We start from the raw sequence: 22642 nt of genomic DNA, 5'->3' as shown, positions 1-22642 counted from the left end.
TCCCCCTGCCCCCTTCAAAGGGGGAAATCTATAACAATTTTATTTTGGCCGGCGAAATATTTCACCGGCCAAGTTCAAAAATCGAAAAGCTTACTACGTCATGTTGATCGGGTCGAGCGCTTTTTTCAGCTCATCGTCAGATAAGTCTGTCATTTCCCTTGCAACATCCATAACGGATCGGTTTTCAGCAAAAGCTTTCTTGGCAATTTTCGCTGCCTTGTCATACCCGATAATCGGATTCAAAGCTGTTACCAAAATCGGATTTTTACCAACCATCTGGCTAATCTCTTCTCGTCTCGCTTCCAGTCCACTCACGGATCTGTCTGCAAAGTTTCGGGTGGCATTGGCCAGAATTTCAATCGACTGAAGCAGGTTGTGTGCAACCACCGGCAGCATCACGTTCAACTCAAAATTACCGGATTGTCCGGCAATTGTGATGGTCGCGTCATTTCCGATAACCTGTGCACTCACCATCGTAAGCGACTCTTCAATCACAGGATTTACTTTACCCGGCATGATAGATGAGCCAGGCTGCAGTGCTTTCAGCCGAACTTCTCCCAATCCTCCATTCGGTCCTGAGTTCATCCAACGGAAATCGTTACCGATCTTCATCAGCCCGACTGCCAAAGTCTTTAATTGTGAACTAAGTTCTACAGGCGCATCAACGGTAGCCTGTGCTTCAAAATGGTTTTCGGCTTCACGGAATTTTTCTCCCGTTACCTTAGCCACTTCAGCGGCAAACTTCGCACCGAACTCCTTATGCGTGTTAATTCCTGTTCCGACAGCTGTTCCACCCTGTGGAAGTTCCAGCAATCTCTCCAATGCCGATTCAATTCGTTCGATACCCAATTCAATCTGGCGGGCATATCCGCTGAACTCCTGCTGAATAGTGACCGGCATCGCATCCATTAAGTGGGTTCGTCCGGTTTTTACAACATCTTTCAGCTCTTCACCTTTCTCTAAAATTGTTTTATGAAGATGCTTCAGCGCCGGTATCAAGTTGTTTTGAACCGACAGTACTGCTGCCACACGAATCGTTGTGGGAATCACGTCATTTGAGCTCTGCCCGTAATTCACATGATCATTCGGGTGGATAGTTACATCTGTACCTTCTTTCAGTTCGTTTGCGCGCTTAGAGATAATCTCGTTCGCGTTCATATTCGTTGAGGTCCCTGATCCGGTCTGGAAGATGTCGACAACAAAGTCTTCATCAAACTTTCCTTTCATCACCTCTTCGGCCGCAGCCTGTATGGCTTTTGAAACATTTTTATCCAACAGATCAAGATCTGTATTCACTTTAGCTGCCGTATGTTTTACACGTCCGAGTGCTGAGATAAAATCTCTGTTAAATCGAATTTTACTTACCGGGAAGTTATCAAAAGCACGCTGGGTTTGAGCCCCGTAGTATGCGTCTTTAGGTACTTTAATCTCGCCCATAGAGTCTCTTTCAATGCGGAATTCACTCATAATTTTTAGTCGTTAGTTTGTTTAAGAAGTGGTTCGATCAAATAAACTTTGATGTTCATTAAATAACAGTTCTTCAGTTAGCTTAATAAATCACTGCCGGCAAAAATAAATTGGAGCATAAAACCTCTCCGGTTTTCGCCGAGCTCCCTGCCAGGGAGATTTGTGATTTCCAAAATCGAACCAATATCAGTTAGAATTTCATACTTATTAATGTATGGTTTTTTGCTCTAAATTTGAAGGGAAGCGCTTCCAAATCAAGACGATAATTTGGATAGGTTTAGTGGGTATTTAATTATTACCCAATAGCATTTAGAGAAGTGAAATCAGAGATCTTTTTTATACATACGATATCTCTTATCAAGAGTACCGCCAATCTTTTCAGCTACCCGCACCATTTGAACATTATTTTCCAAAATCCAGCCCACTTCGGATGAATAGACACCCTCCACAAGGCCATTTTCGATCGCTTCGCGATGCAGTAAAACATCAATACCGCGTCCCTGATATTCGGGAATAACGCCCATCAAAGCGGTCCTGACTTTGTCAATTTTATTCTTGTTCATCAGGATTTTCAGCCATCCAAACGGCAGTAATTTTCCATTCATGTCTCTGAAAATCTGATTGTAATCGGGAAGTGCAACAGAGAATGCCACCGGCTTTCCGTCAATCTCAGCGATGTGAGCAAAGTTCGGATCTACAATGGTTTTTAAATCTTTGGCAAGAGCATCAAATTCTTCAGATGAGAGCGGTATAAATCCCCAATTATTTTTCCATGCTGAATTAAAGAGCTCACGAATAATTTTCACTTCGTCTTTAATCTTTTTCAGCTTGATTTTCCGAATCGAAATACCCGGAAGTCTTTTTTTAACAATTTCCATTGCACGGTTTGCACGCTCACGATCCACGCTGTCTTGCGTAACCAGGTAGGTTAGCAGATCCATCTCTTTTTCATAACCCGCACCTTTCAGAAGTTTATCATAATAGGTTTTATGATAGGGCATCAAAATGCTGGGATACTTATCAAAGCCTTCAACCAAAATTCCGATTTCATCCATCATACTGGGATTTGCCGGACCCAAGACATCAGTCATTCCCCTGTCTCGAAGCCAGTCTTCAGCTACTCGAAATAGTAAATCTGTGGTGGATTGCCGATCAATACACTCAAAAAACCCGAAGAATCCGGTTTTAGCATTGTGAAAATCGTTGTACCGGTGATCAATAATTGCTGCTAAGCGTCCGGCCGGTTTGCCTTCATGCTCTGCATTAAAAAGAGCAATTTCAGCATTTTTGTAGAAGGGATTTTTTTTGGTGTTGAGCAGTTTTTTCTGCTCTATCAAAAGTGGCGGCACCCAATATTGCTCATTTTCATAGTGCGAGTAGGGAAAGCTGATGAATTCCTTCTTTTCAGAATCAGTAGTGATAAATGTTACGGAATTGCTTTTTGGACTACTTTCCACTATATGATTGATTTATTAGGTCCCTACCTCAATAAGAGAACGGCCATTTTTGTCAATGATACCGTGCTTAATTCCTACCTTTTTAAATGCACTGAGAATTTTATCTAAATGTTCATCGGTGTGTGTGGCCATATAGCTTGTGCGAACAAGTGCCTGTCCCCTGGGAACTGCCGGAGGAACAACTGCATTCACATAAACACCGGCTTCAAAAAGATCTTTCCAAAATCTAAAACAGTCGTACATTTCTCCGATCACAACCGGGATAATTGGCGTCTGACTGGACCATACATTAAAGCCTAAATTTCTCAACTCTCTGCGCATGTAGTCCGAAATCTCCTCAAGTCTTTCCAGTCTCCAGGTCTCTTCTTGCAAAATTTCGAGTGATTTCAATACGGTTGCTACGTTCGCTGGCGGCATGCTTGCACTGAATATATGTGCAGGTGATTTATGCCTGATAAACTCAATAACCGGTCTGTCTCCCACAATAAATCCACCAAGCGATGCAAAAGATTTTGAAAATGTTCCACTGATCAATTCCACCTGGTCAGTGAGGCCGAAAACAGAGGCGGAGCCTCGACCGCCATCACCGACAACCCCGATTGCGTGTGCATCATCCAGATATAAAGCAGCATCAAACTCTTTGGCAAGTTTCACAAGTTCAGGGACTTTAGCCAATGTTCCTGACATTGAAAAAACACCGTCAGTAGCAATTATCTTACCTGCATCTGGATCTGCTTTTTCAAGCATAGTTCGCAAATGATCCATATCGTTGTGCCGGTAGCGTACCGTCTTTGCATTCGAAACCTGAGTTCCAACAACAATACATGCGTGGTTATCACGATCAGAAAAAATAATATCGTTTCTTCCCGCAATGGTTTGAATAGAACCTTCGTTGGTTTGATAACCTGTACTAAACAGAACGCAAGATTCTTTATTCATGAATTTTGCGAGTTTATCCTCTAATTCGAGGTGAAGATCAAGCGTGCCGTTTAAATATCTGGAACCGGTACACCCTGTACCATACTTTCCAATAACATCTTGAGCAGCTTTAATTACGCGGGGATCATTGGTTAACCCAAGATAATTATTGGAGCCGGCCATTATAACTTCACGTCCTTCTATCTGAACAGTTGTACCGTCTGTTGCCTGCAGAGGTTTAAAATAAGGATATAGTCCCTGCGCCTTGATCTCATCTGCTTTTGTAAAATCGTACGCTTTCTTAAAAATATTTTTATAAGAAGTATCGGCTTTAGAGTCGGCCATGCTAAAAAATTACATTTTCATTAATCAGGTAAATATACCGAGTATTACTTTTCTATCAAATTATTGTAACGTGACTGTTATCTTTTTAATTCACGCTTTTCAGGAAGTCGATATATCTTCCCACAACAGTGTCCCAATTGAAATTCTTTCTTACATATCTTTCCGAAGACACTGACAGCACTGAAAGATTATTTTTCAGTACTTCGTTCACTTTAGACGAGAATTTTTCCGCATCTCCATGAGGAACTCTGTAACCGTTAACACCCTGTTTAATCACATCCTTAATACCTTCTAAGTCGGAGGCAACAGCAGGAACTCCGGCACGATTGGCTTCTAAAAGTACAATACCGAATCCTTCCATATCACCTTCTACAGGGATGTTAGGCATCAGAAATAAATCTGCACCGGCATAAGCTGCATTGAGAACTTTATCCGGTTGTTTACCGGCTATGATGATTCGCTCTTTATCGGAACACTTTTCTCTTGCTTCTCTGATATTCTGGTTTTCAGGGCCATCACCGATCATCAGGTAGATGGTATTTTTATCAACTTTTTCAAATACTTCTTCAATGAACCACTTATGGCCTTTCCGTTTCACCTGCCGGCCAACAGTAAGCAGAAGTTTTTTTTCTGACAAATCAATATCGAACTCTTCCTCCAGGATCTTTCGAGCTTTCTCCTTTTCAGGTAGTTTTTTCAAAACGCTCATATCAAATCCGTTGGGAAGGGCAACTCCAATTTCGGGAGACATGCCACGCTCAATGCAGGCTTGCCGGGTTGCCGAAGAGACCGATATGACTCCCTGTAAATTCTGAAACACATATTTGATGTACCACTGATAGGCAAAAAAGGGAAGAGTCACATCCTGCCCGTGGTTGATTGTAACACAGGGCACTTTCGGTTTTCGAATCATAAATGGCAAAACACCCGCCGTTACCATCGAAGAGAAAAGTATAATATCAGGATTGAACTTTTTAACAACGGATGGGATCCTCCATAAAAGTGAAAGCAAAAAAAGAAAACTTTTTATGCCAATAAACTTCCAGGTTGCATTCAATATGATTGTTTCCATCTCCACATCGTCGCGACGCTTCATGGCGTTCACCATTTGGATGCTTACATTTTGCATTCCTCCCACATTTTCGAGAGGCTGATCTTTTGGGGGATGTAAATGTGATATATAAAGTATTCGCACTCTTACTGCTTATAGATCTAACACTTGCTCGTAATAGCTGAGCAATTTTCCATTAATATTTTGCCAACTGTAATTTCCGGCTTTCTGCCTTGATGCATCAGCCATCTTTTTTCTCAATCCCGGATTTTGAACTAACTCTTCAATATACGAGTAAAATAGGTCACTTTTTTCAACCGGCGCAAGATATCCATTCTCTTCGTGTTCCACCAATGATTTACTGCCAACGGCATCAGCCACTACACAAGGCAGCCCACTTGCCATCGCTTCGAGTGTAACATTTCCAAAAGTTTCTGTGTCTGATGGAAAGAAAAAGACGTCACTGCTGGCATACGCTTTCGACAAATCATCTCCGGTCAGGAAGCCTGTATAAACTGCATTCGGTAAAATTTGTTTCAATTCATCTCCTGCCGGTCCGTCCCCCACAACCATCGCTTTAACGTGATTGTGTTTTTGCATCAATCGATTTAATACATCGGAAAACAGTTTTAGATTTTTTTCCCAAACCAATCTGGAGATGAACGTAACAACAACATCATCCGGCTTAAAACCTAGTTTTTGCCTCCACTCTTCATCCCGGTTTTCCGGCGTAAATTGGTCTGTATTGATTCCGCGTGCCCAAATTTTCAAATCTGCAACCACTCCCATCTCCTTCAGCCATTCAGCCATGGACGGAGTTGGTACATAAAGTTGTTCGCAGTGACTATAAAACCAATTAAGATATTTCCAAAGCAGCGGTTCAATAAAGGAGAGCTTGTAATACTTCAGATAGCTCGTAAAATGGGTATGATATGATGAAACAACCGGCTTTTCATGATCAATCGCCCAGCGCAGCGCTTTATATCCAAGTACATCAGGAGTCGCTATATGCACCAGATCGGGTTTGAATTCTCTCAGGTGCCTTCTCGCTTCTGATGATAAATCAGTAGACACTCTATATTCAGGTCTGCCGGGTAAACTAATTGAGGGAACAGCTACAAATTCACCGGTATGTTCCAGTGCAGGTTCGTCTACTGTAGGGCCGAAAATTTTAAACTCAACGTCGTTCTCCAACATAAACTTAACCATTCGATTAAGTGTTAATGAAACTCCGTCGCGAATATGATTATAATTTCCCGTGAATAGCGCTACTTTGAACCTGCTCATGTAGTTTTTATGCAATGGGTAACTTTGTATTTTAGAAACGTCACCGTTTGGATTGAAAGAATTTTAAAGTATTGAATATACAAATTAAATGAACGCATTTGTTACCGGTGGAACCGGATTTATCGGAAGCCATCTCACCGACGCACTGATCAAGCATCAAGACTATGAAGATGTTAAATGTCTGGTCCGGAGCCGGGAAAAGTGGCTTGAGAGGAAAGATTTTATAAAAGTTGAAGGAGACTTAAGCTCAATCCAGTCAATGGACAAAGCGCTTAACGGTGTTGACGTGATTTTTCACATAGCAGCAATTGTTAAGGCTCCCACTCAGGCTGAGTTTAATCATGCCAACGTTCAAGCTACGGAAAACCTTTTGCGTCTGGCCATGAAGAACAACATAAAAAAGATGGTCATTTTATCCTCTTTGGCCGCAGCAGGACCCAGTAACGGCTCTCCGCTTACCGAGGATGATCCCATGAATCCCGTGAGTATGTACGGTAAGTCCAAAAAAAGAATGGAGGAGATGATCCATGAAGTAGCCCCGGACGACATGTCGATTACCATTTTGCGTCCTCCGGCTGTTTATGGTCCGCGGGAAGATCAGATTTTCACGCTTTTCAAAATGATGAAATATGGCATTGCGCCAATTGTTGGAGATGGCAACCATCCTCAACTGTCAATTGTCTACGTAAAAGATGTTGTTCAGGCAATTCTAAAATCGGCGGATCAAACTGAACCCGGTATTCACACGTATTTTATTGATGGTGAAAAAATTGCCAACTGGAACATGATTCGCGACATTGTCACTACAGTACTCAATAAGAAAAACGTACCGGTTAAGTTGAATCCGGCGTGGGTTAAAAAAATTGCGGGTGCTGTGGAAACTACTGCATCATTTTTTGGTTTATATCCCGTTATCAACCGGGAAAAAGCGAATGAAATGATCCTTGAGTGGACATGTACTCACGACAAAGCGAAACGCGAACTGGACTATCAACCGGAATATTCTCTCGAAGAAGGAATTTCCCGTACTTTGAGATGGTACAAAAAACATGGATGGCTATAATTTGATGATGAAAAAGTATCTACCCCTCACACTCATACTCCTTTTTGTTCTTGATGCAGGATCATCAGCTTTTGCCCAATTTGCTCACGATTTCAGACATCGTATGGAGATACCGGATATTCTGAATGTTCACAGTTCAGAAACCCATCTTTATGTGCTTTCTGAAAGCGAGGGGCTTATCGTATTCAGAGCTCATGGCGATTCACCCCAGTGGCTCTACTCATCTACCGGAATGCAGCAGCGCGGACACATCATGGACAGTGATATCCGCTTTGCCTACATCTATGGAGATAACCGTAGATTGACCGTCGTTGAACCCACTTCTGTTTTAGGCGTCTACTCCGCAACCGTTTTGCCGGCCCGTCCACTGGCTGTAGAAAGGATATCCAACAATCTTTACGTTGCTTTGGGATCTAATGGTTTTGGAAAAATAAATTTGGAAACACCTGAGGCCGTTGACGGCAATATTGAGTATCCGTTTGAAGATATTTTTGGGGATAGCCGAGTTCAAAGCCTGGCATCGGACAGAAACAGAACTCTTTACGCGCTCAGCAATGACAATCAAATAGATATCTTTTCACTCTCTTCAGATCCTGAAAGAGAAGGTCAGCTTGAACATATTGAACGTGTTGAAACAGAACGCAGCATCGAAAAAATATTTATCACGGATCAAGAGCTGATCGGTGCGGATCGTTCCGGAAATATCTACTTAATTAATTCTGACGGCAGAATGCGGCAAACAGCCCAGGTGAACAGTGCTGTCGACAAAATAGACATCTGGAATAATCATCTGGTCGTTAGAACTTCGGACAACAAACTTTGGATTGGTGAGTTTGGAAATTCATTGACAGAGTGGAAATCGGATACCAATGCAGGAAACTATTTTACGGTTACCGAAGATAAGCTCTGGGTTTCGGAGTTCAACCAAATCTCCCCCGTTGTACTGACTTCCGGCGATGAAGGCAGATCGGATCAATCCGGCACGGGCGAATTTGCGCTTCAGCCAATCGAGGATATTACACTGCCATTTCCCCGGCCATTGATTTTACCCATTAAATTGGAAAACGGATACAATCCGGGAGAGGTTACGTTCAGCTACAGTGCCTCTTTTAACAATGCCAAAATTCGCGGTAATACATTTTACTGGCAACCTTCAGCTACCCAAACGGGACGGCAAAGAGTAACAATTACCGCAACAAACAGGTCAGGTCAGAATGCCAGCCAGGAGTTTATGATCGACCTCAGGCCGTTTAACGCACCTCCAAGATTTTCGTCTGCACGGCCAATCACAGTTCCCGTAGGTGAGCAATTTGAGTATCAAATAGACGCTATTGATCCGGACGGAATGGATCAGGACCTGATTCGCTATTTGGGCGTAGACCTCCCGAGCGGAGCCAGAATTAATGAAAAAAGCGGGCGATTTACCTGGACCCCGAATATCCGGCAAGTAGGCGAACACACGTTTCAGGTTATCGCTACTGATCAATTTGGAGCCGCTGCGTCACAGGATTTTGAAATCCGGGTTGTAGAAATTGAAGAGTCCAATTCAGACCAAGAGTTTTAGAGTGTCACACAGCTTTTCAAAAAAACTTCTCGATTGGTACCACAATAACAAACGCGACCTGCCCTGGAGAAAAACAGAGTCTCCTTACAAAATATGGGTCTCGGAGATCATGCTTCAGCAGACTCGCGTAGATACGGTTATCCCTTACTACCGTCGTTTTTTAGAAGCTTTTCCCACCGTTTATGATTTGGCTGATGCAGATCAGCAGAAGGTATTGAAACAATGGGAAGGTTTGGGATATTACAGCCGCGGACGGAATTTGCATCAAGCCGCAAAAATGGTGGTTGAACAGTTTCAGGGAAACATCCCTTCTGATTACGAAACCATTACCCAATTAAAGGGAATCGGACCCTACACCGCGGCCGCTGTTTTAAGTATTGCATTTCAAAAAAAGCACGCTGTTGTTGATGGAAATGTGATACGTGTTTTGGCTAGATATTATGGAATTGAAGATGATATTCGATCCGGAAAAACCAAGAAAAGAGTTCAGTCTTTTGCAGATGACCTCATTTCTGCTGACGAACCCGGAGACTTCAATCAGGCTATAATGGAGCTTGGAGCAACCGTCTGCACACCCAAAAATCCTCTTTGTGATCAATGTCCTCTCTCACTGGATTGCGTTGCCTATCAGACCGTTAAAACCGATACCATTCCCTATAAATCACCGGCTAAAAAAGTACCACATCATCAAATTGCGGTTGGACTTATTGTGAACCAAAAGAATGAACTACTCATTGCGTTAAGACCGAATGATGTGATGCTGGGTGGATTATGGGAATTTCCCGGCGGAAAAAAGGAAAACGGTGAATCTTTACCCGAAGCCGTAAGTCGCGAACTGAATGAGGAACTCGATGTGAAAGTTGATGTCTACAAAAAGTTCAAAAAACTGAAACACGCCTACTCTCATTTCAAAATCACCATGCACGCCTATTGGTGTAGCGTGGCGAACGGAACTCCGAAACCGATCAGCGGAAAAGAGCTGAGATGGGTATCACTCTCAGAGATAGATCAATACCCATTTCCCAAAGCGAACAAGACGTTGATTGATGAGTTAAAACAGATGGAAAATTCTGATTTAACCAGGTTTATCTCCTCATGAATATTCGTCCTCCCCTTCGCAGAAGATCCTACAGCTCATTAATGGAATTGAAGCCATTGCTGGACGAGATTAATGATGAGGTAGAACAACCGGACTACATTCAACATGATCCGGTCCAGTTCATGCATATGTTCACCGATAAGAAGGATATTGAACTGGCCGGTTTCTTTGCTGCCACAATGGCCTGGGGCAGACGTGATATTGTTGTGGCAAAAGTGGATGATCTGCTAAAACGGATGAATTACCGGCCGCACGAATTCGTGATGAGTTATGAACAAAAAGACTACTTTGCGCTAAAAGGATTCAAACATCGCACATTTAAACCGATAGACATTCACGGATTGATCCTGGCATTACAGAATATCTATCATGAATATTCTGACTTTGAGTCGTTTTGGAAAAGATGCAGAGATATTGGATTCGAACAAAAGCGACCGTTTCTCGCTGTTTTTCATGAGCGTTTTTTCTCTATGAGCAGTGATCTTGCAAGCCGTACCCGAAAGCACGTTTCCGATCCTGAGAAAGGAAGCACCTGCAAGAGATTATATATGTATCTGAGATGGACTATTCGTAAAAATAGTCCGGTTGACGTGGGAATCTGGAATTTCATGGAACCATCTGAACTGCTAATACCCTTCGACGTACATGTGGCACGCCAAGCCAGAAAATATGGTTTGATTTCGCGAAGGAGCGATGATTGGAAAACCGTCAATCAACTTACTGAGACTTTATCTTTGATGAACCCGGATGATCCTGCAAGATATGATTACGCGCTTTTCGGTATTGGTGCGCTTGATTACTCGTTACCCGTACGGTTCATTTTAAATAAAGTTTGAGTCTTTTGATTTCAGGCGCTTAAAAAAATTTAAATTATTTCTGTAAGGAACCTCTCGAATTTGTATCATACATATAAATCGAACATATACTGAAGTTTTTTGAATAAGGATGACAATATGTTGACACCGGTTTTTCTTAGATTGTAACAGAATTAATAAAACAACCTATAATTACATTACCATGGCAAAAGAAAACGACAAGGCAAAAGCAATTGATATAGCAATCGGGCAGATAGAAAAGCAGCATGGTAAAGGAACTGTGATGCGCCTGGGCGACAATCCCTACAACGAAGTAGACGCCATTTCCACAGGTTCCATCATGGTTGACTATGCGCTCGGCGTGAGCGGAATTCCAAGAGGGAGAGTTACAGAAATTTACGGTCCGGAGGCAAGTGGTAAAACCACGCTTGCGCTTCAGATTATAGCGCAAGCGCAGAAGAAAGGCGGCTACGCAGCATTTATAGATGCGGAACACGCATTTGATCCAAAGTATGCACGAAACCTTGGAATCAACACGGATGAACTGTTAGTTTCTCAGCCCGACAGCGGTGAGCAGGCGCTGGAAATTACAGAAACACTGATTCGTTCAGGAGCTTTGGATGTGATTGTAGTTGACTCCGTTGCCGCTTTGGTACCGCGCGCAGAACTTGAAGGAGAAATGGGAGATTCCCATATGGGCCTTCAGGCGCGATTGATGTCTCAGGCACTCCGGAAAATTACGGGTGTGGTAAGTAAAACAAGAACTGCATGTGTGTTTATCAATCAGGTACGGGAGAAAATCGGTGTAATGTTCGGAAACCCTGAAACCACAACCGGTGGCCGTGCCCTTAAATTTTACTCGTCAGTACGAATTGATATACGCAGGATAGGATCGATCAAAAAAGGTGATGAAGTTCTGGGTAACCGAACAAAGGTTAAGATTGTGAAAAATAAGGTTGCTCCTCCTTTTAAAGTGGTTGAGTTTAATATTCTGTACGGACAGGGAATTTCCAGAATCAACGAAGTTCTCGATCTTGCCGTCGAATATGATATTATTGAGAAACGCGGAAGCTGGTATCGGTACGATGGAGAGCCAATCGGACAGGGAACCGATGCGGCTATTCAGTTCCTCGAAGAGGATGAAGAACTGGCAAACAAAATTGAAAAAACGGTTCGTAAAAAATTGATGCCGGATGAAAATCCTGCTGAGGATGAGTCCAAAGAGAAAGAAAAAGAAACGGCTAAAGCAGAAAAATAAAAACGGATGTATAAAAAGCGGGACGGAAACCCTCGGGAGAAACAGGATATTTCAGAGAAGCTTCCTTTGAAAATCACCTCTGTTTCTACTCAGAAAAAGCGGAAAGATCGCTTTTCGCTTTTCCATGATGACACATTTCTCGTCGGGGTTTCATCCCAAACTTTAATCGATCTGTCACTAAAAAAAGGCGTTGAACTGACGCCTTTTTTATTTGAGAAAATCCTCGAGGCAGAAGAGTATCAAAAAATAAAAGATACCTTTTATGACTATCTGAGCCGGCGGGATCACGGCTCATTTGAGCTTAAGCAGAAAGCTTTAAAAAAAGGATATCCGGCAAACATCATTGATAATGTCCTGGATGAATTCGATCAAAAAGGGCTATTGAATGATGAATCTTTTGCTAAAAAGTTTGCAGCTGACAAAGCCGAATTTAAAAATTGGGGTCCGATAAAAATTAAAGCCGCCCTTCGCAAAAAAGGAGTCGGTAAACCTGTCGCAGAAAAAGCTGTTCGAAGTATAACTAACGATTTGGACCAAGTTCAGATTTGTGTAGATTTACTCACCAAAAGAAAGCGCCATTTTTTTCGTGAGACGGATACCTTGAAAAGAAAACAGAAAATGTATCGCTATCTTGCAGGCAAAGGCTTTACCGCATCCACAGTAACCAAAGCGATAGATAGGATTAAAAACGATTTCGATGTTTAAAAATCTGACATTCGAAAATATCATCAAATCCATTATTGGATTGGCAACCTTAGTGATAGTAGCACTGATCGTTTTCAATTACATCAATCTTGTTGCTTACGCAATCATCGCAATGCTGTTAAGCTATCTGCTTGATCCTATAGTGAACCGAATGCAAGCCGCAGGAATGAACCGCACGTTCGCAATCACAATTACTCTCTCTTCCATGATTCTTTTGATTGCATGGATTTCCACCAGTGTCATTCCAATCGTAGCCAATCAAATGGCGGGATTGACCCGGCAGCTCACTACAGACAACATGATATTTATTGCCAATCAGGTAGAATTGCAGCTGAGAGAATACCTCGATTTTATCCCGCCGGGATATTTACGGGAAAACATTGAGGTACTCGCTGAAGACTTTTTCAACATTGGCCGTTTTTCTGACATTTTAAGTGATCTTATTGGCATATTCACAAACCTTTTTGCTGCTTTCCTGATCATTCCCTTTGCAACTTTCTTCTTCCTGAAAGACGGATTTAAAATTCGTCGCGATCTGCTCGAGTTAGTCCCCAATAAATATTTTGAATCAATCCTTACCCTGATTGACAAAATCGAAACCCGATTGGGGCATTACTTCAGAAGCGTGGCTCTGCAATGTACAATTGTCGGAATTGCTTCATGGCTGGCATTGTCTTTTGCGGGATTAAACAACGCGGCTTCGGTAGGTATTGCCATCGGTATCTCCAATTCAATTCCATACTTTGGCCCGCTAATCGGCTATATTTTGTCGATTACCATATCCATTATCGAAACCGGTGATTTTTCTTTGGTACTGCCAAGTATCATGGCTGTACTCTTCGCTCAAATCTTAGACAACGTAGTTCTTCAGCCACTGATTTTTTCCAAGTCAGCCGACATACACCCGGTGGCCATACTTTTTATTATCATGATCGGTGCTCAAACAGCGGGGATTCTTGGAATGTTGATTGCCATTCCAATTGCCACAATTATTAAAATCACTATTAACCAGATCGTATGGAGTTTTAACAATTACCACATCTTCAGGCTTAACAGGGAAGCTGCTGAAAAGCCTCAAATTCAGGAAAAAATTCCTGAGTAGATTCTTATTATCGAGGTGAATTATCACCCATCTTTGCCTATCTTCTTGCCGAACGGTCCAACACGAAAAACTTCAATTTTGAAAAACATCGTTGTGTTTGCTTCCGGCTCAGGAAGTAATTTTCAGGCAATCATCGATTCTATTGGAAAAGGTGAGATAGAAGCGCAGATTAGCGGTTTAATTGCCAGCCGCCCCGGAATCGGCGCTATTGAAAGAGCCATATCTCACAATATACCTCACTACATACTGCCGGATAAAAGTTCGGAAGCCACCTTTTCTGAAGTTTTACTTTCAAAACTAAAAGAGTGGAACCCCAACTTGATTGTTCTGGCCGGATTCTTGAAAAAAATTCCTTCTGAAGTAATCGAACAGTATCGCAACAAAATCATCAATATCCATCCTTCACTGCTGCCTAAATTTGGCGGAAAAGGATATTATGGGATAAAGGTGCACAGAGCTGTTGTTGATGCCGGTGAAACTGAATCGGGCTGTACCGTCCATTTTGTGAATGAGCACTACGATAAAGGTGATATTATCAAGCAAACAAAAGTTGTGGTATCGGATGATGATACTCCTGAAACCTTGGCTCAAAAAATTCTTAAAGAAGAGCATAAACTGCTCCCAAACGTAATCGCTGAAATTTTAAACAATAACTAACTATCTGCTGTGGCCTTAAAACCTCTCTCCCAACTCCCTGAAACTCCGCTAAAAATTAAGCGCGCTTTACTTTCTGTTTCTGATAAAAGCGGAATTGTTGAATTAGCAAAGATGCTTCACCAGAACGGTGTCGAAATTCTGAGCACCGGTGGCACTGCAAATGTAATACGTAAAGCAGAAATACCCGTAAAAGATGTGAGCGATGTAACTCAATTCCCCGAGTGTCTGGATGGCAGGGTAAAAACGCTTCACCCCAATATTCACGGAGGAATACTTGCACGAACAAGCCATGAGCCGGACAATCAGGAGTTGAAAAAACTAGATATTAAACCGATTGAGCTGGTTGTTGTAAATCTCTATCCTTTCAAAAAGACCATTAAAAAAGCAGATATCACTCCCGCTGAGGCCACAGAAAATATTGACATCGGTGGACCTACAATGGTAAGAGCGGCAGCTAAAAATTTCGCTCATGTCTGTATTCTGACCAACCCCGGTCAATATAATAGCTTCGTTGAAGAGCTGAACAAGAAGAGTGCGATTTCGTTCTCAACCAGACGAAAACTGGCCCGAAAAGCCTTTGAGCACACCGCTGATTACGACGCGGCGATTTCCAATTATTTCACGCAAATTGATGAACAGGCACTGCCGGAACAGCTGAATGTAAGCCATACAAAATCAGCAGATTTACGCTACGGGGAGAATCCTCATCAAAAAGCAGGTATCTATGGGGAACAGCAAAAATATATTGATTGCTTCCATGGTAAAGAGTTGAGCTACAACAACTATCTGGATATCGACAGCGCTCTTAATCTGATGGCTGATTTTCAGAATGATGATCCCACCATCGCCATCTTTAAACACACGGTTCCGTGCGGTGTAGCCACTGATGATCATCTGACCAAAGCGTATCGCAAGGCGTTTGAAACAGATAAGATGTCTCCTTTCGGTGGCATTGTTATTTCAAACAAAAAATTGGATCTGGAGACGGCTCAGGCCATTGATGAGATTTTTACTGAAATTATTCTTGCTCCATCATTTTCTGATGAGGCACTGGATCTTTTAACTCAGAAAAAAAACAGAAGACTGGTCAGGATTCTTCAGTTTCCGGAAGCAGACACATTGACTGTAAAATCAGTGTTTGGCGGAGCTCTCGTTCAGCAACCGGACTCTGAAACAGTAGAGGCCGGAGATTTGAAAACCGTTACCGAGCGCAAGCCAACTGACATAGAGATGGCCGACATGCTATTTGCCTGGAAAGTTGTGAAGCATGTAAAATCCAACGCAATTGTATACGCAAAAAACAGGCAGACACTTGGTATTGGAACCGGTCAGACAAGCCGGGTAGACAGTTCGGAAATTGCCGTCAATAAAGCACAAAAAGAGAAACTGGATCTAAAAGGATCAGCAATCGCATCGGATGCTTTTTTCCCATTTGCAGACGGAGTTGAAGCTGCAGCTAAAGCAGGTGCTACTGCCGTTATTCAGCCCGGAGGCAGTATACGGGACGAAGAAGTAATTCAAGAAGCTAACAAAAGTGAGATGACAATGATTTTCACTGGAAAACGCCATTTTAAGCACTGATTTTTAAAGATTAAAATCTTATAAAGTTGAATTCGCAAATAGAGCTTCAAAATCGTATTTTCATCCATTGCCCTTAAATTTAACTGAAAAAGCCACGCATCTCGATGTCGGATACCTATACCCCAACAAAGACAAAATCGAAAGACTCGAAAAATCAAACCAAGAAAGGTCTCTTTGATTTTCTTTATACAGATATTGCCATTGACCTTGGAACTGCAAACACTCTTATCTATGCCAGGGGTCAGGGAATTGTATTAAACGAACCTTCCATCGTAGCGTTAAACAACCAGAATGATCCGGTTGCTACAGGGCACGAAGCCCGACTGATGCATGAGAAAACTCACCGGAATATCAGAACAGTCCGGCCTTTGCGGGATGGTGTTATCGCTGATTTTGAAGTAGCCGAGCAGATGATCAGGGGTATGATTAAAAAGGTGAAGATGAAGTGGTATTCCACCACCCGTCAGATGGTGGTTTGTGTGCCCAGCGGCATTACTGAAGTTGAGCGCAGAGCTGTTCGCGACAGTGCTGAACATGCAGGAGCCAAAGAGGTCTATCTGGTTGATGAGCCCATGGCTGCAGCTATCGGAATTGGTCTTGATGTGCACGAACCGGTTGGTAACATGATCGTAGATATCGGTGGCGGTACAACAGAAATTGCTGTCATCGCACTGTCAGGTATTGTCTATGCTCAGTCTGTACGTCTGGGCGGAGATGAACTGAACGATGATATCATCAGCTACTTCAGACGAAACCACAACCTGTTGATTGGTGAACGTACAGCTGAAAAAATTAAGTGCGAAATTGGATCTGCAGCTCCTTTGGATGAAGAGCTTGAAATGATCACAAAAGGACGAGACCTGGTGAATGGTGTTCCAAGAACGCGGCAGGTAACGTCAAAAGATGTACGTGAAGCCATTTCCGAATCAGTAAATACCATTGTAGAAGCTATCACAAAATCTTTGGAACAAACACCTCCCGAACTTTCTGCAGATATTCTGGACCGGGGAATTATGCTTACCGGTGGCGGCGCTATGTTAAAAAATCTCGATAGGCTGATCATGGAAACAACCGATCTTCCCGTTCATATCGCGGAAGATCCTCTCACAGCTGTGGTTCGTGGAACAGGAGCAATTCTGGAAGATATCGATTACTACCGAAGCGTAATTTCTTAAGCCGTGAACAATTAAATGCGACGTTTAGCTGATGCCAAAGATTACATCATAACCGCGCTCATTCTGCTAATCGCAACCGCTTTGATGGTAAGCAGACATGATGGAGGACTGCAAAACGTCCGAAAAATTTCTGTCACGGTTTTAAGCTATCTCGAGCAGCCACTATCCAACATTCGCATTTATCGGCAGGCTCTCACCACAAACACCTATCTTCAGCGACAGAATATTCTCTTACAGGATGAACTGAGCCGGTTGAGATCTGCTGACCAGCAAAACCAAATACTTCGTGAACTTCTTAATCTGCGCGAAGAGAGTGAACATTCATTAATTCCCGTTCAGATAGTGGCTAAAGATCTGCGGGGTTTGAATAACTCACTGACTGTAAGCGCCGGAACAGACGATGGAATTCGACAGGGAATGCCGTTGATGAATTCAGACGGTTTGGTGGGGCAGGTCAATTTCACAGCTAAAAACTATGCGCAGGTTCTTCCCTATTCTAATTCTCTATTCAGAGTAAGTGCTCGCATTCAAAGTTCGCGGGCTTATGGTATTGTATCGTGGGATGGAGATTCAGAAAATGAACTGACTTTACAATATGTACCTCAAACCATTCCGGTTGATGTAGGGCAGATCGTTGAAACATCCGGTGCGAGCAATCAATTTCCAGCGGGTATTCCCATTGGCGAGATCACAGCGGTTGAGCCGGGAAGAGGTGTTGAAACTCAAACCATTTACCTGAGAGCATTTGCAGATCTTTTTACGCTTTCTGAAGCTTTTGTTGTTGCCTTTGAACCCGACACTACCATCAATCAACTGATTAATCAACAAGAAGAACTGTTTTGATAAAATCAGATACTATACGATTCTTTTTAATTGGTCTTGGTATTGTAGCAGTACAAATACTGCTATTTAAAAATCTTAGAATTTTTGATGGAGAGGTAGATCTTGTACTTATTTATCTGATTTGGTTAAGCACAAAAAAAGGAAAAACCGAGAGTTTAATCCTCACGGCAATCCTGGCACTGTTTCAGGACGCTTTTTCTGATCTTTGGGGTTTGCACATGTTTTCAAAAACATTGACCATTTTTATACTACACAGTTATTTAAATCGTATATCAGAAAACAGGTTCATTTTCTGGCAAGTATTTTTGATCATTTTGGCTGTCGCATTTCTGCATAATCTTATTTTTTTAGTACTCACAATGTTTTCTGAAGTCTACGCATCAGGATATGTATTCTGGAGTTTGATGCTGGCCGGTACTTTGATGACTGCCGTGATCGGGAGTTTCTTGCATTTAGTAAGAACGGATAGGTAGAGATGGCTAGAAGAAGAAACCCGGAACATACAAAAGCATCCATTCGCATACTGCAGGCCGTGATCATTATCGGGCTGATTGTGCTGTTTGTGCGGGTCTTTCAGCTTCAGATTGTAGATTACGAAAAGTACTCCCCTCTTAGCATGCAGAACTCATTGCGAATGGAAATGATAAATCCTGCCCGGGGATTAATCCTGGATCGAAACGGAAATATTCTGGTAGATAATCAGCCCATCTATTCGATCACAATTACGCCCGCTAATTTTGATATGGAAAAAGTTCCGTTGCTTGCTGAGTTACTGAGAATTGAGAACAGTGAGCTTCTGGAGAGAATTAAAATTGCACAGGATTACTCCTGGCATCGCAACTCAAGATTATTTACTGAAGTTCCATTCGAGGTTTTTTCAAATGTGCAGGAAAATCTTTGGCAATTGCCGGGTATCGGCCATCAGGTTGACAGTAAACGAAACTATCATTCAGAACTTAAAGGATCACATATTTTTGGATATTTAAGGGAAGCATCAAGAGAAGAATATCTTGACTACGACCATGTACGGCTGGGAGATAAAATTGGCAAAAGCGGCCTCGAAATGGTCTATGAAGATCATCTTAGAGGCGAGTTGGGAAGTGAATATGTACGGGTAAATGCCTACGGGCAGTCGCTTGGTTCATTTAACAACGGCGAACTTGATAGTCCTCCTCAAAAAGGAGGCGACCTGGTGACATCAATAGACGCCGAACTCCAAAGTTTTGCTGAAAAATTGATGGGAAATATGACAGGTGCTTTAGTTGCCATGGATCCTCAAAACGGCGAAATATTGAGTATGGTAAGTACTCCACAGTATGAAATTTCCAGACTGGCAGGCCGAATGGATATGGACTATTGGAGAACAATTAATGTAGATCCAAAAACGCCCCTGTTTAATCGAGCCATTTCATCCCGACAGCCACCCGGCTCCACCTTTAAACCTTTTATGGCATTGGCCGGTTTACATCTTGGCATTTTCAACGAAAATACCGTTCTAACAAGCCCCGGATATTACATGCGTGGCCGCTCCTATGGTGATACTGCCGATCCCGGCGATTACGATATTAAAAAGGCCATTACATTTTCAAGTAACTACTTTTTTTACTGGATGATGGACAGAGTGGCCACTGAAGGCCTTTTAAATGATTGGTCTAGTCTGATTCAGGACTTTGGCATTGGTCCGCTGAATGGAATTGATCTTCCTTCCGAGCGGTCAGGCATTATACCCGATAGTACCTATATGGATCAAACATTTGGGGTTCGGCGTTGGGGTATAGGTGATATAATTAGCCTTGGAATCGGTCAGGGACTCGTTTCCGCATCACCGCTTCAGATGGCTGTAGCCGTATCAAGTATTGCAAATGGCGGATACAGGGTGCAACCTCATTTGGTTAAACAAATTAAGTATGGAGAAAACGACATACGCTACACAAATCCTGAAAAAGTACCTATTGACTGGATTGAAGATGACCATCTCGAGATAGTGAAGCAAGGTATGAGAAGTGTAGTAACGGAAGGCAGCGGGCGTTTTTATGCCAATCTACCCAACGTTGAGGTTGCCGGTAAAACCGGAACGTCTCAAAACCCGCACGGTGAAGACCACGGTTGGTTTATTGCGTTTGCCCCAATGGATGATCCAAAAATAGCTGTAGCTGTACTTACCGAAAATTCCGGCTTTGGTTCAATTTCTGCCGCTCCTGTTGCAGGACTTTTAATTGAGAAATATATCAACGGTGAAATCAGTCCTCGTCGAAACTGGATATTCGATTACGTTGTGAATTTTCAACCCAGAACTGAAGAAGCTGCTGAGGAGGCAGAAGAAGATGCACAACTCTAATGAGTTTAACTGGCCGGTACTCTTTGCATGGGCGGGTTTAGCTACTTTTGGTTTGATAGCTATATATAGCGCCACTCAGGGTGAGGTAGCACAATTTTTACCTGATTACATACAAAATAATTTCGCCCGTCAAAGTGTTTGGGTTGGTCTCTCTCTTGCCATTTTGGTGGCCATCCAATTCACATCGCCGAGAACATTTCAGGGGGTTGCTTATCTCTTCTATGGCGTAACTGTCATTTTAGCTATAGTGACTGTATTTGCCGGAGTTGAAGTTAGTGGAAGCCGCAGCTGGCTTTCAATATTTGGTCTTCGTTTACAGGTCAGTGAGTTTTTAAAACTTGCAACCATTTTAGCGGTTGCAAACTATTTGACTCATAAAAGAGATATGACTGCAAATAATGTAAAAACTGCATTCACTACAATTTTATTAATTCTTCTACCTGCAACCATAGTCATTCTCCAAAATGATACCGGTACAGCATTGGTAATACTTGCTCTGATTCCCGTTGTTTTGTTCTGGTCAGGTTTACCTTACGGGCTCTCCCTGATTATGATTTCTCCTGCAATTATTGGGTACTTCACAGTAATTGGTCTCCCTTTTGGTATTACTGCTGCCGTTATTATTGCGGTTGCCGTCCTGTTTCTACAGAAGAGCAGGTGGTATAGTTTATCTGCACTTGTTTTGGGGCTAGTTGTAATAGTCGGTACTGAAGTCGGATTGCAGCATGTTCTGCAACCACACCAGCGTGCAAGAGTCGAAGCGTTTGTAAATCCCTCACTCGACCCCCAGGGAGCCGGTTGGAATGTACTCCAGGCTACCACTGCAGTTGGCTCGGGTGGCGTTACAGGAAAAGGATTTATGGAAGGCACTCAAACACAGCTTCGGTTTTTACCGGAGCAGTGGACAGATTTTATCTACTGTGTTATTGGTGAGGAATTTGGATTTATCGGCTCCAGCATACTCTTCCTGCTCTATACTTTTCTTTTTTTACGGTTAATGACGATGGCCAGTAACCATAAACATCCGTTTGCTCAGCTGGTTATCATATCTGTAACCTTTCTGTATTTCACCCACTTTGTTATAAATATTGGAAGTGCAACAGCTGTACTGCCCATCATGGGAGTCCCTCTGCCCTTTGTTAGTTATGGCGGATCTGCATTTTTGGCAAATACGATAATGCTAGCCGTATGCCTGAACTTGGATCTCAACAAACGCTCATTCAGTATTTACAGATAAGTTTGATTCCGAAAACTTCTTCTCTGTTCTCAGCTTGAAAGATTTTCTGTGGTGCTTTGTATATCCATACTGCTCCAAACCATCATAGTGTTTAGCTGTAGGATACCCGACATTACTCTCCCAGCCGTAGTAAGGATACTGTTCATGAAGCTGAACCATTATGTCATCTCTGTACACTTTAGCAAGAATTGAAGCTGCTGCTATCGATGCAGAGTTATCATCCCCTTTCACGATACATTTGTGCGGAATTAAGGTGGTAGAAAACTGATTCCCGTCAACCAGGAGAAAGTCAGGATTGGCTCCACTCTGTTCAGAGCACTTTATCATGGCAAGTATCGACGCTTTAAGAATATTGATCTCATCAATTTTTCCCGGAGAACACTTCTGTACTGTCCAGAATGCCGATTTCGCTTTTATTTCATCAACAAGCGACCGCCTTTTTTGGTCCGAAAGTTTTTTACTGTCTGTAATAGCCGGGTCGAGTTCGGTTCCGGGCTTTATAATAACTCCGGCCGCTACAACAGGACCACATAAGCAGCCCCTTCCAACTTCATCGAGCCCCATCACCCTGTTGAAACCGTCTTTCCATAATTCTGTCTCATAACGGTACATTTTCATAGCTTCTGTAGATGCCGAGCATTAATTAATTCCATTTATTTACCAATCTGTGCAATGATTTA

At 42.6% G+C, this 22642-nt stretch carries 20 protein-coding genes; 14 read left to right on the top strand and 6 right to left on the bottom strand.

The features are described 5' to 3' along the window. Positions 1 to 93: 93 nt before the first annotated feature. From U5K35_RS09735 to U5K35_RS09715, 5 genes are all read right to left on the bottom strand, one after another. Entirely contained in the window at positions 94 to 1467 is a 1374-nt protein-coding gene (locus U5K35_RS09735; protein WP_322571266.1) for a class II fumarate hydratase, read from the bottom strand. Positions 1468 to 1790: 323 nt separating this feature from the next. Continuing rightward, complete coding sequence (locus U5K35_RS09730) at positions 1791 to 2924, bottom strand: hypothetical protein (RefSeq protein WP_322571265.1); 1134 nt, start codon at positions 2922 to 2924, stop codon at positions 1791 to 1793. Between the two features lie 15 nt (positions 2925 to 2939). Then, entirely contained in the window at positions 2940 to 4187 is a 1248-nt protein-coding gene (locus U5K35_RS09725; protein ID WP_322571264.1) for an aminotransferase class I/II-fold pyridoxal phosphate-dependent enzyme, read from the bottom strand. 85 nt (positions 4188 to 4272) lie between these two features. Further along, a complete protein-coding gene (locus U5K35_RS09720) occupies positions 4273 to 5316 on the bottom strand; it encodes a glycosyltransferase family 4 protein (RefSeq protein WP_322571263.1) in 1044 nt (347 codons plus the stop codon). 75 nt (positions 5317 to 5391) lie between these two features. Continuing rightward, entirely contained in the window at positions 5392 to 6525 is a 1134-nt protein-coding gene (locus U5K35_RS09715) for a glycosyltransferase family 1 protein (RefSeq protein WP_322571262.1), read from the bottom strand. Between the two features lie 88 nt (positions 6526 to 6613). Here U5K35_RS09715 and U5K35_RS09710 point away from each other — a divergent pair, with 88 nt between their 5' ends. The 14 genes from U5K35_RS09710 to U5K35_RS09645 all read left to right on the top strand — a co-directional run bounded on the left by U5K35_RS09710 (position 6614) and on the right by U5K35_RS09645 (position 21962). Further along, positions 6614 to 7588 (top strand): NAD-dependent epimerase/dehydratase family protein, encoded by a 975-nt coding sequence (locus U5K35_RS09710; RefSeq protein ID WP_322571261.1) that lies wholly within the window; start codon positions 6614 to 6616, stop codon positions 7586 to 7588. Next, the gene (locus tag U5K35_RS09705) at positions 7575 to 9152 is read left to right on the top strand and encodes an Ig domain-containing protein (RefSeq protein ID WP_322571260.1); all 1578 of its coding nucleotides are present in this window, start codon (positions 7575 to 7577) and stop codon (positions 9150 to 9152) included. Before U5K35_RS09710 ends, U5K35_RS09705 begins: the two co-directional genes overlap by 14 nt. A 1-nt stretch (position 9153) precedes the next feature. Next, positions 9154 to 10251, top strand: a complete 1098-nt coding sequence (mutY, locus tag U5K35_RS09700) for an A/G-specific adenine glycosylase (RefSeq protein WP_322571259.1) — start codon at positions 9154 to 9156, stop codon at positions 10249 to 10251. Continuing rightward, positions 10248 to 11087: a TIGR02757 family protein gene (locus U5K35_RS09695; protein ID WP_322571258.1), complete on the top strand. Its 840-nt coding sequence runs from the start codon at positions 10248 to 10250 to the stop codon at positions 11085 to 11087. Before mutY ends, U5K35_RS09695 begins: the two co-directional genes overlap by 4 nt. Before the next feature lie 181 nt (positions 11088 to 11268). After that, on the top strand, positions 11269 to 12324 hold the full coding sequence (gene recA / locus U5K35_RS09690; RefSeq protein WP_322571257.1) for a recombinase RecA: 1056 nt from the start codon (positions 11269 to 11271) through the stop codon (positions 12322 to 12324). 6 nt (positions 12325 to 12330) lie between these two features. Further along, positions 12331 to 13029, top strand: a complete 699-nt coding sequence (locus tag U5K35_RS09685) for a regulatory protein RecX (protein WP_322571256.1) — start codon at positions 12331 to 12333, stop codon at positions 13027 to 13029. Then, the gene (locus U5K35_RS09680; RefSeq protein WP_322571255.1) at positions 13022 to 14131 is read left to right on the top strand and encodes an AI-2E family transporter; all 1110 of its coding nucleotides are present in this window, start codon (positions 13022 to 13024) and stop codon (positions 14129 to 14131) included. The genes U5K35_RS09685 and U5K35_RS09680 overlap by 8 nt, the downstream gene beginning before the upstream one ends. A gap of 78 nt (positions 14132 to 14209) precedes the next feature. Beyond that, entirely contained in the window at positions 14210 to 14788 is a 579-nt protein-coding gene (gene purN, locus U5K35_RS09675) for a phosphoribosylglycinamide formyltransferase (protein WP_322571254.1), read from the top strand. Positions 14789 to 14797: 9 nt separating this feature from the next. Beyond that, positions 14798 to 16369 carry a bifunctional phosphoribosylaminoimidazolecarboxamide formyltransferase/IMP cyclohydrolase gene (purH, locus tag U5K35_RS09670; RefSeq protein ID WP_322571253.1) on the top strand — a complete coding sequence of 524 codons (1572 nt, stop codon included), beginning with the start codon at positions 14798 to 14800 and terminating at the stop codon, positions 16367 to 16369. A gap of 104 nt (positions 16370 to 16473) precedes the next feature. Then, positions 16474 to 17544, top strand: coding sequence for a rod shape-determining protein (locus U5K35_RS09665; protein ID WP_322571252.1), 1071 nt, complete (start codon positions 16474 to 16476; stop codon positions 17542 to 17544). Between the two features lie 15 nt (positions 17545 to 17559). Continuing rightward, positions 17560 to 18387, top strand: coding sequence for a rod shape-determining protein MreC (gene mreC / locus U5K35_RS09660; RefSeq protein WP_322571251.1), 828 nt, complete (start codon positions 17560 to 17562; stop codon positions 18385 to 18387). Further along, complete coding sequence (gene mreD, locus U5K35_RS09655) at positions 18384 to 18860, top strand: rod shape-determining protein MreD (protein ID WP_322571250.1); 477 nt, start codon at positions 18384 to 18386, stop codon at positions 18858 to 18860. The genes mreC and mreD overlap by 4 nt, the downstream gene beginning before the upstream one ends. Positions 18861 to 18862: 2 nt before the next feature. Next, the gene (mrdA, locus tag U5K35_RS09650; RefSeq protein WP_322571249.1) at positions 18863 to 20725 is read left to right on the top strand and encodes a penicillin-binding protein 2; all 1863 of its coding nucleotides are present in this window, start codon (positions 18863 to 18865) and stop codon (positions 20723 to 20725) included. Then, positions 20712 to 21962 (top strand): FtsW/RodA/SpoVE family cell cycle protein, encoded by a 1251-nt coding sequence (locus tag U5K35_RS09645; RefSeq protein WP_322571248.1) that lies wholly within the window; start codon positions 20712 to 20714, stop codon positions 21960 to 21962. The genes mrdA and U5K35_RS09645 overlap by 14 nt, the downstream gene beginning before the upstream one ends. Here U5K35_RS09645 and U5K35_RS09640 read toward each other — a convergent pair. Further along, a complete protein-coding gene (locus U5K35_RS09640; protein WP_416221623.1) occupies positions 21942 to 22574 on the bottom strand; it encodes a ribonuclease HII in 633 nt (210 codons plus the stop codon). The genes U5K35_RS09645 and U5K35_RS09640 overlap by 21 nt on opposite strands. Between the last annotated feature and the right edge of the window lie 68 nt (positions 22575 to 22642).

It is taken from the genome of Rhodohalobacter sp. (genome assembly GCF_034521535.1).
In the GTDB taxonomy this organism is placed as follows: domain Bacteria; phylum Bacteroidota; class Rhodothermia; order Balneolales; family Balneolaceae; genus Rhodohalobacter.
This window is presented reverse-complemented; position numbering and strand designations above follow the sequence as displayed.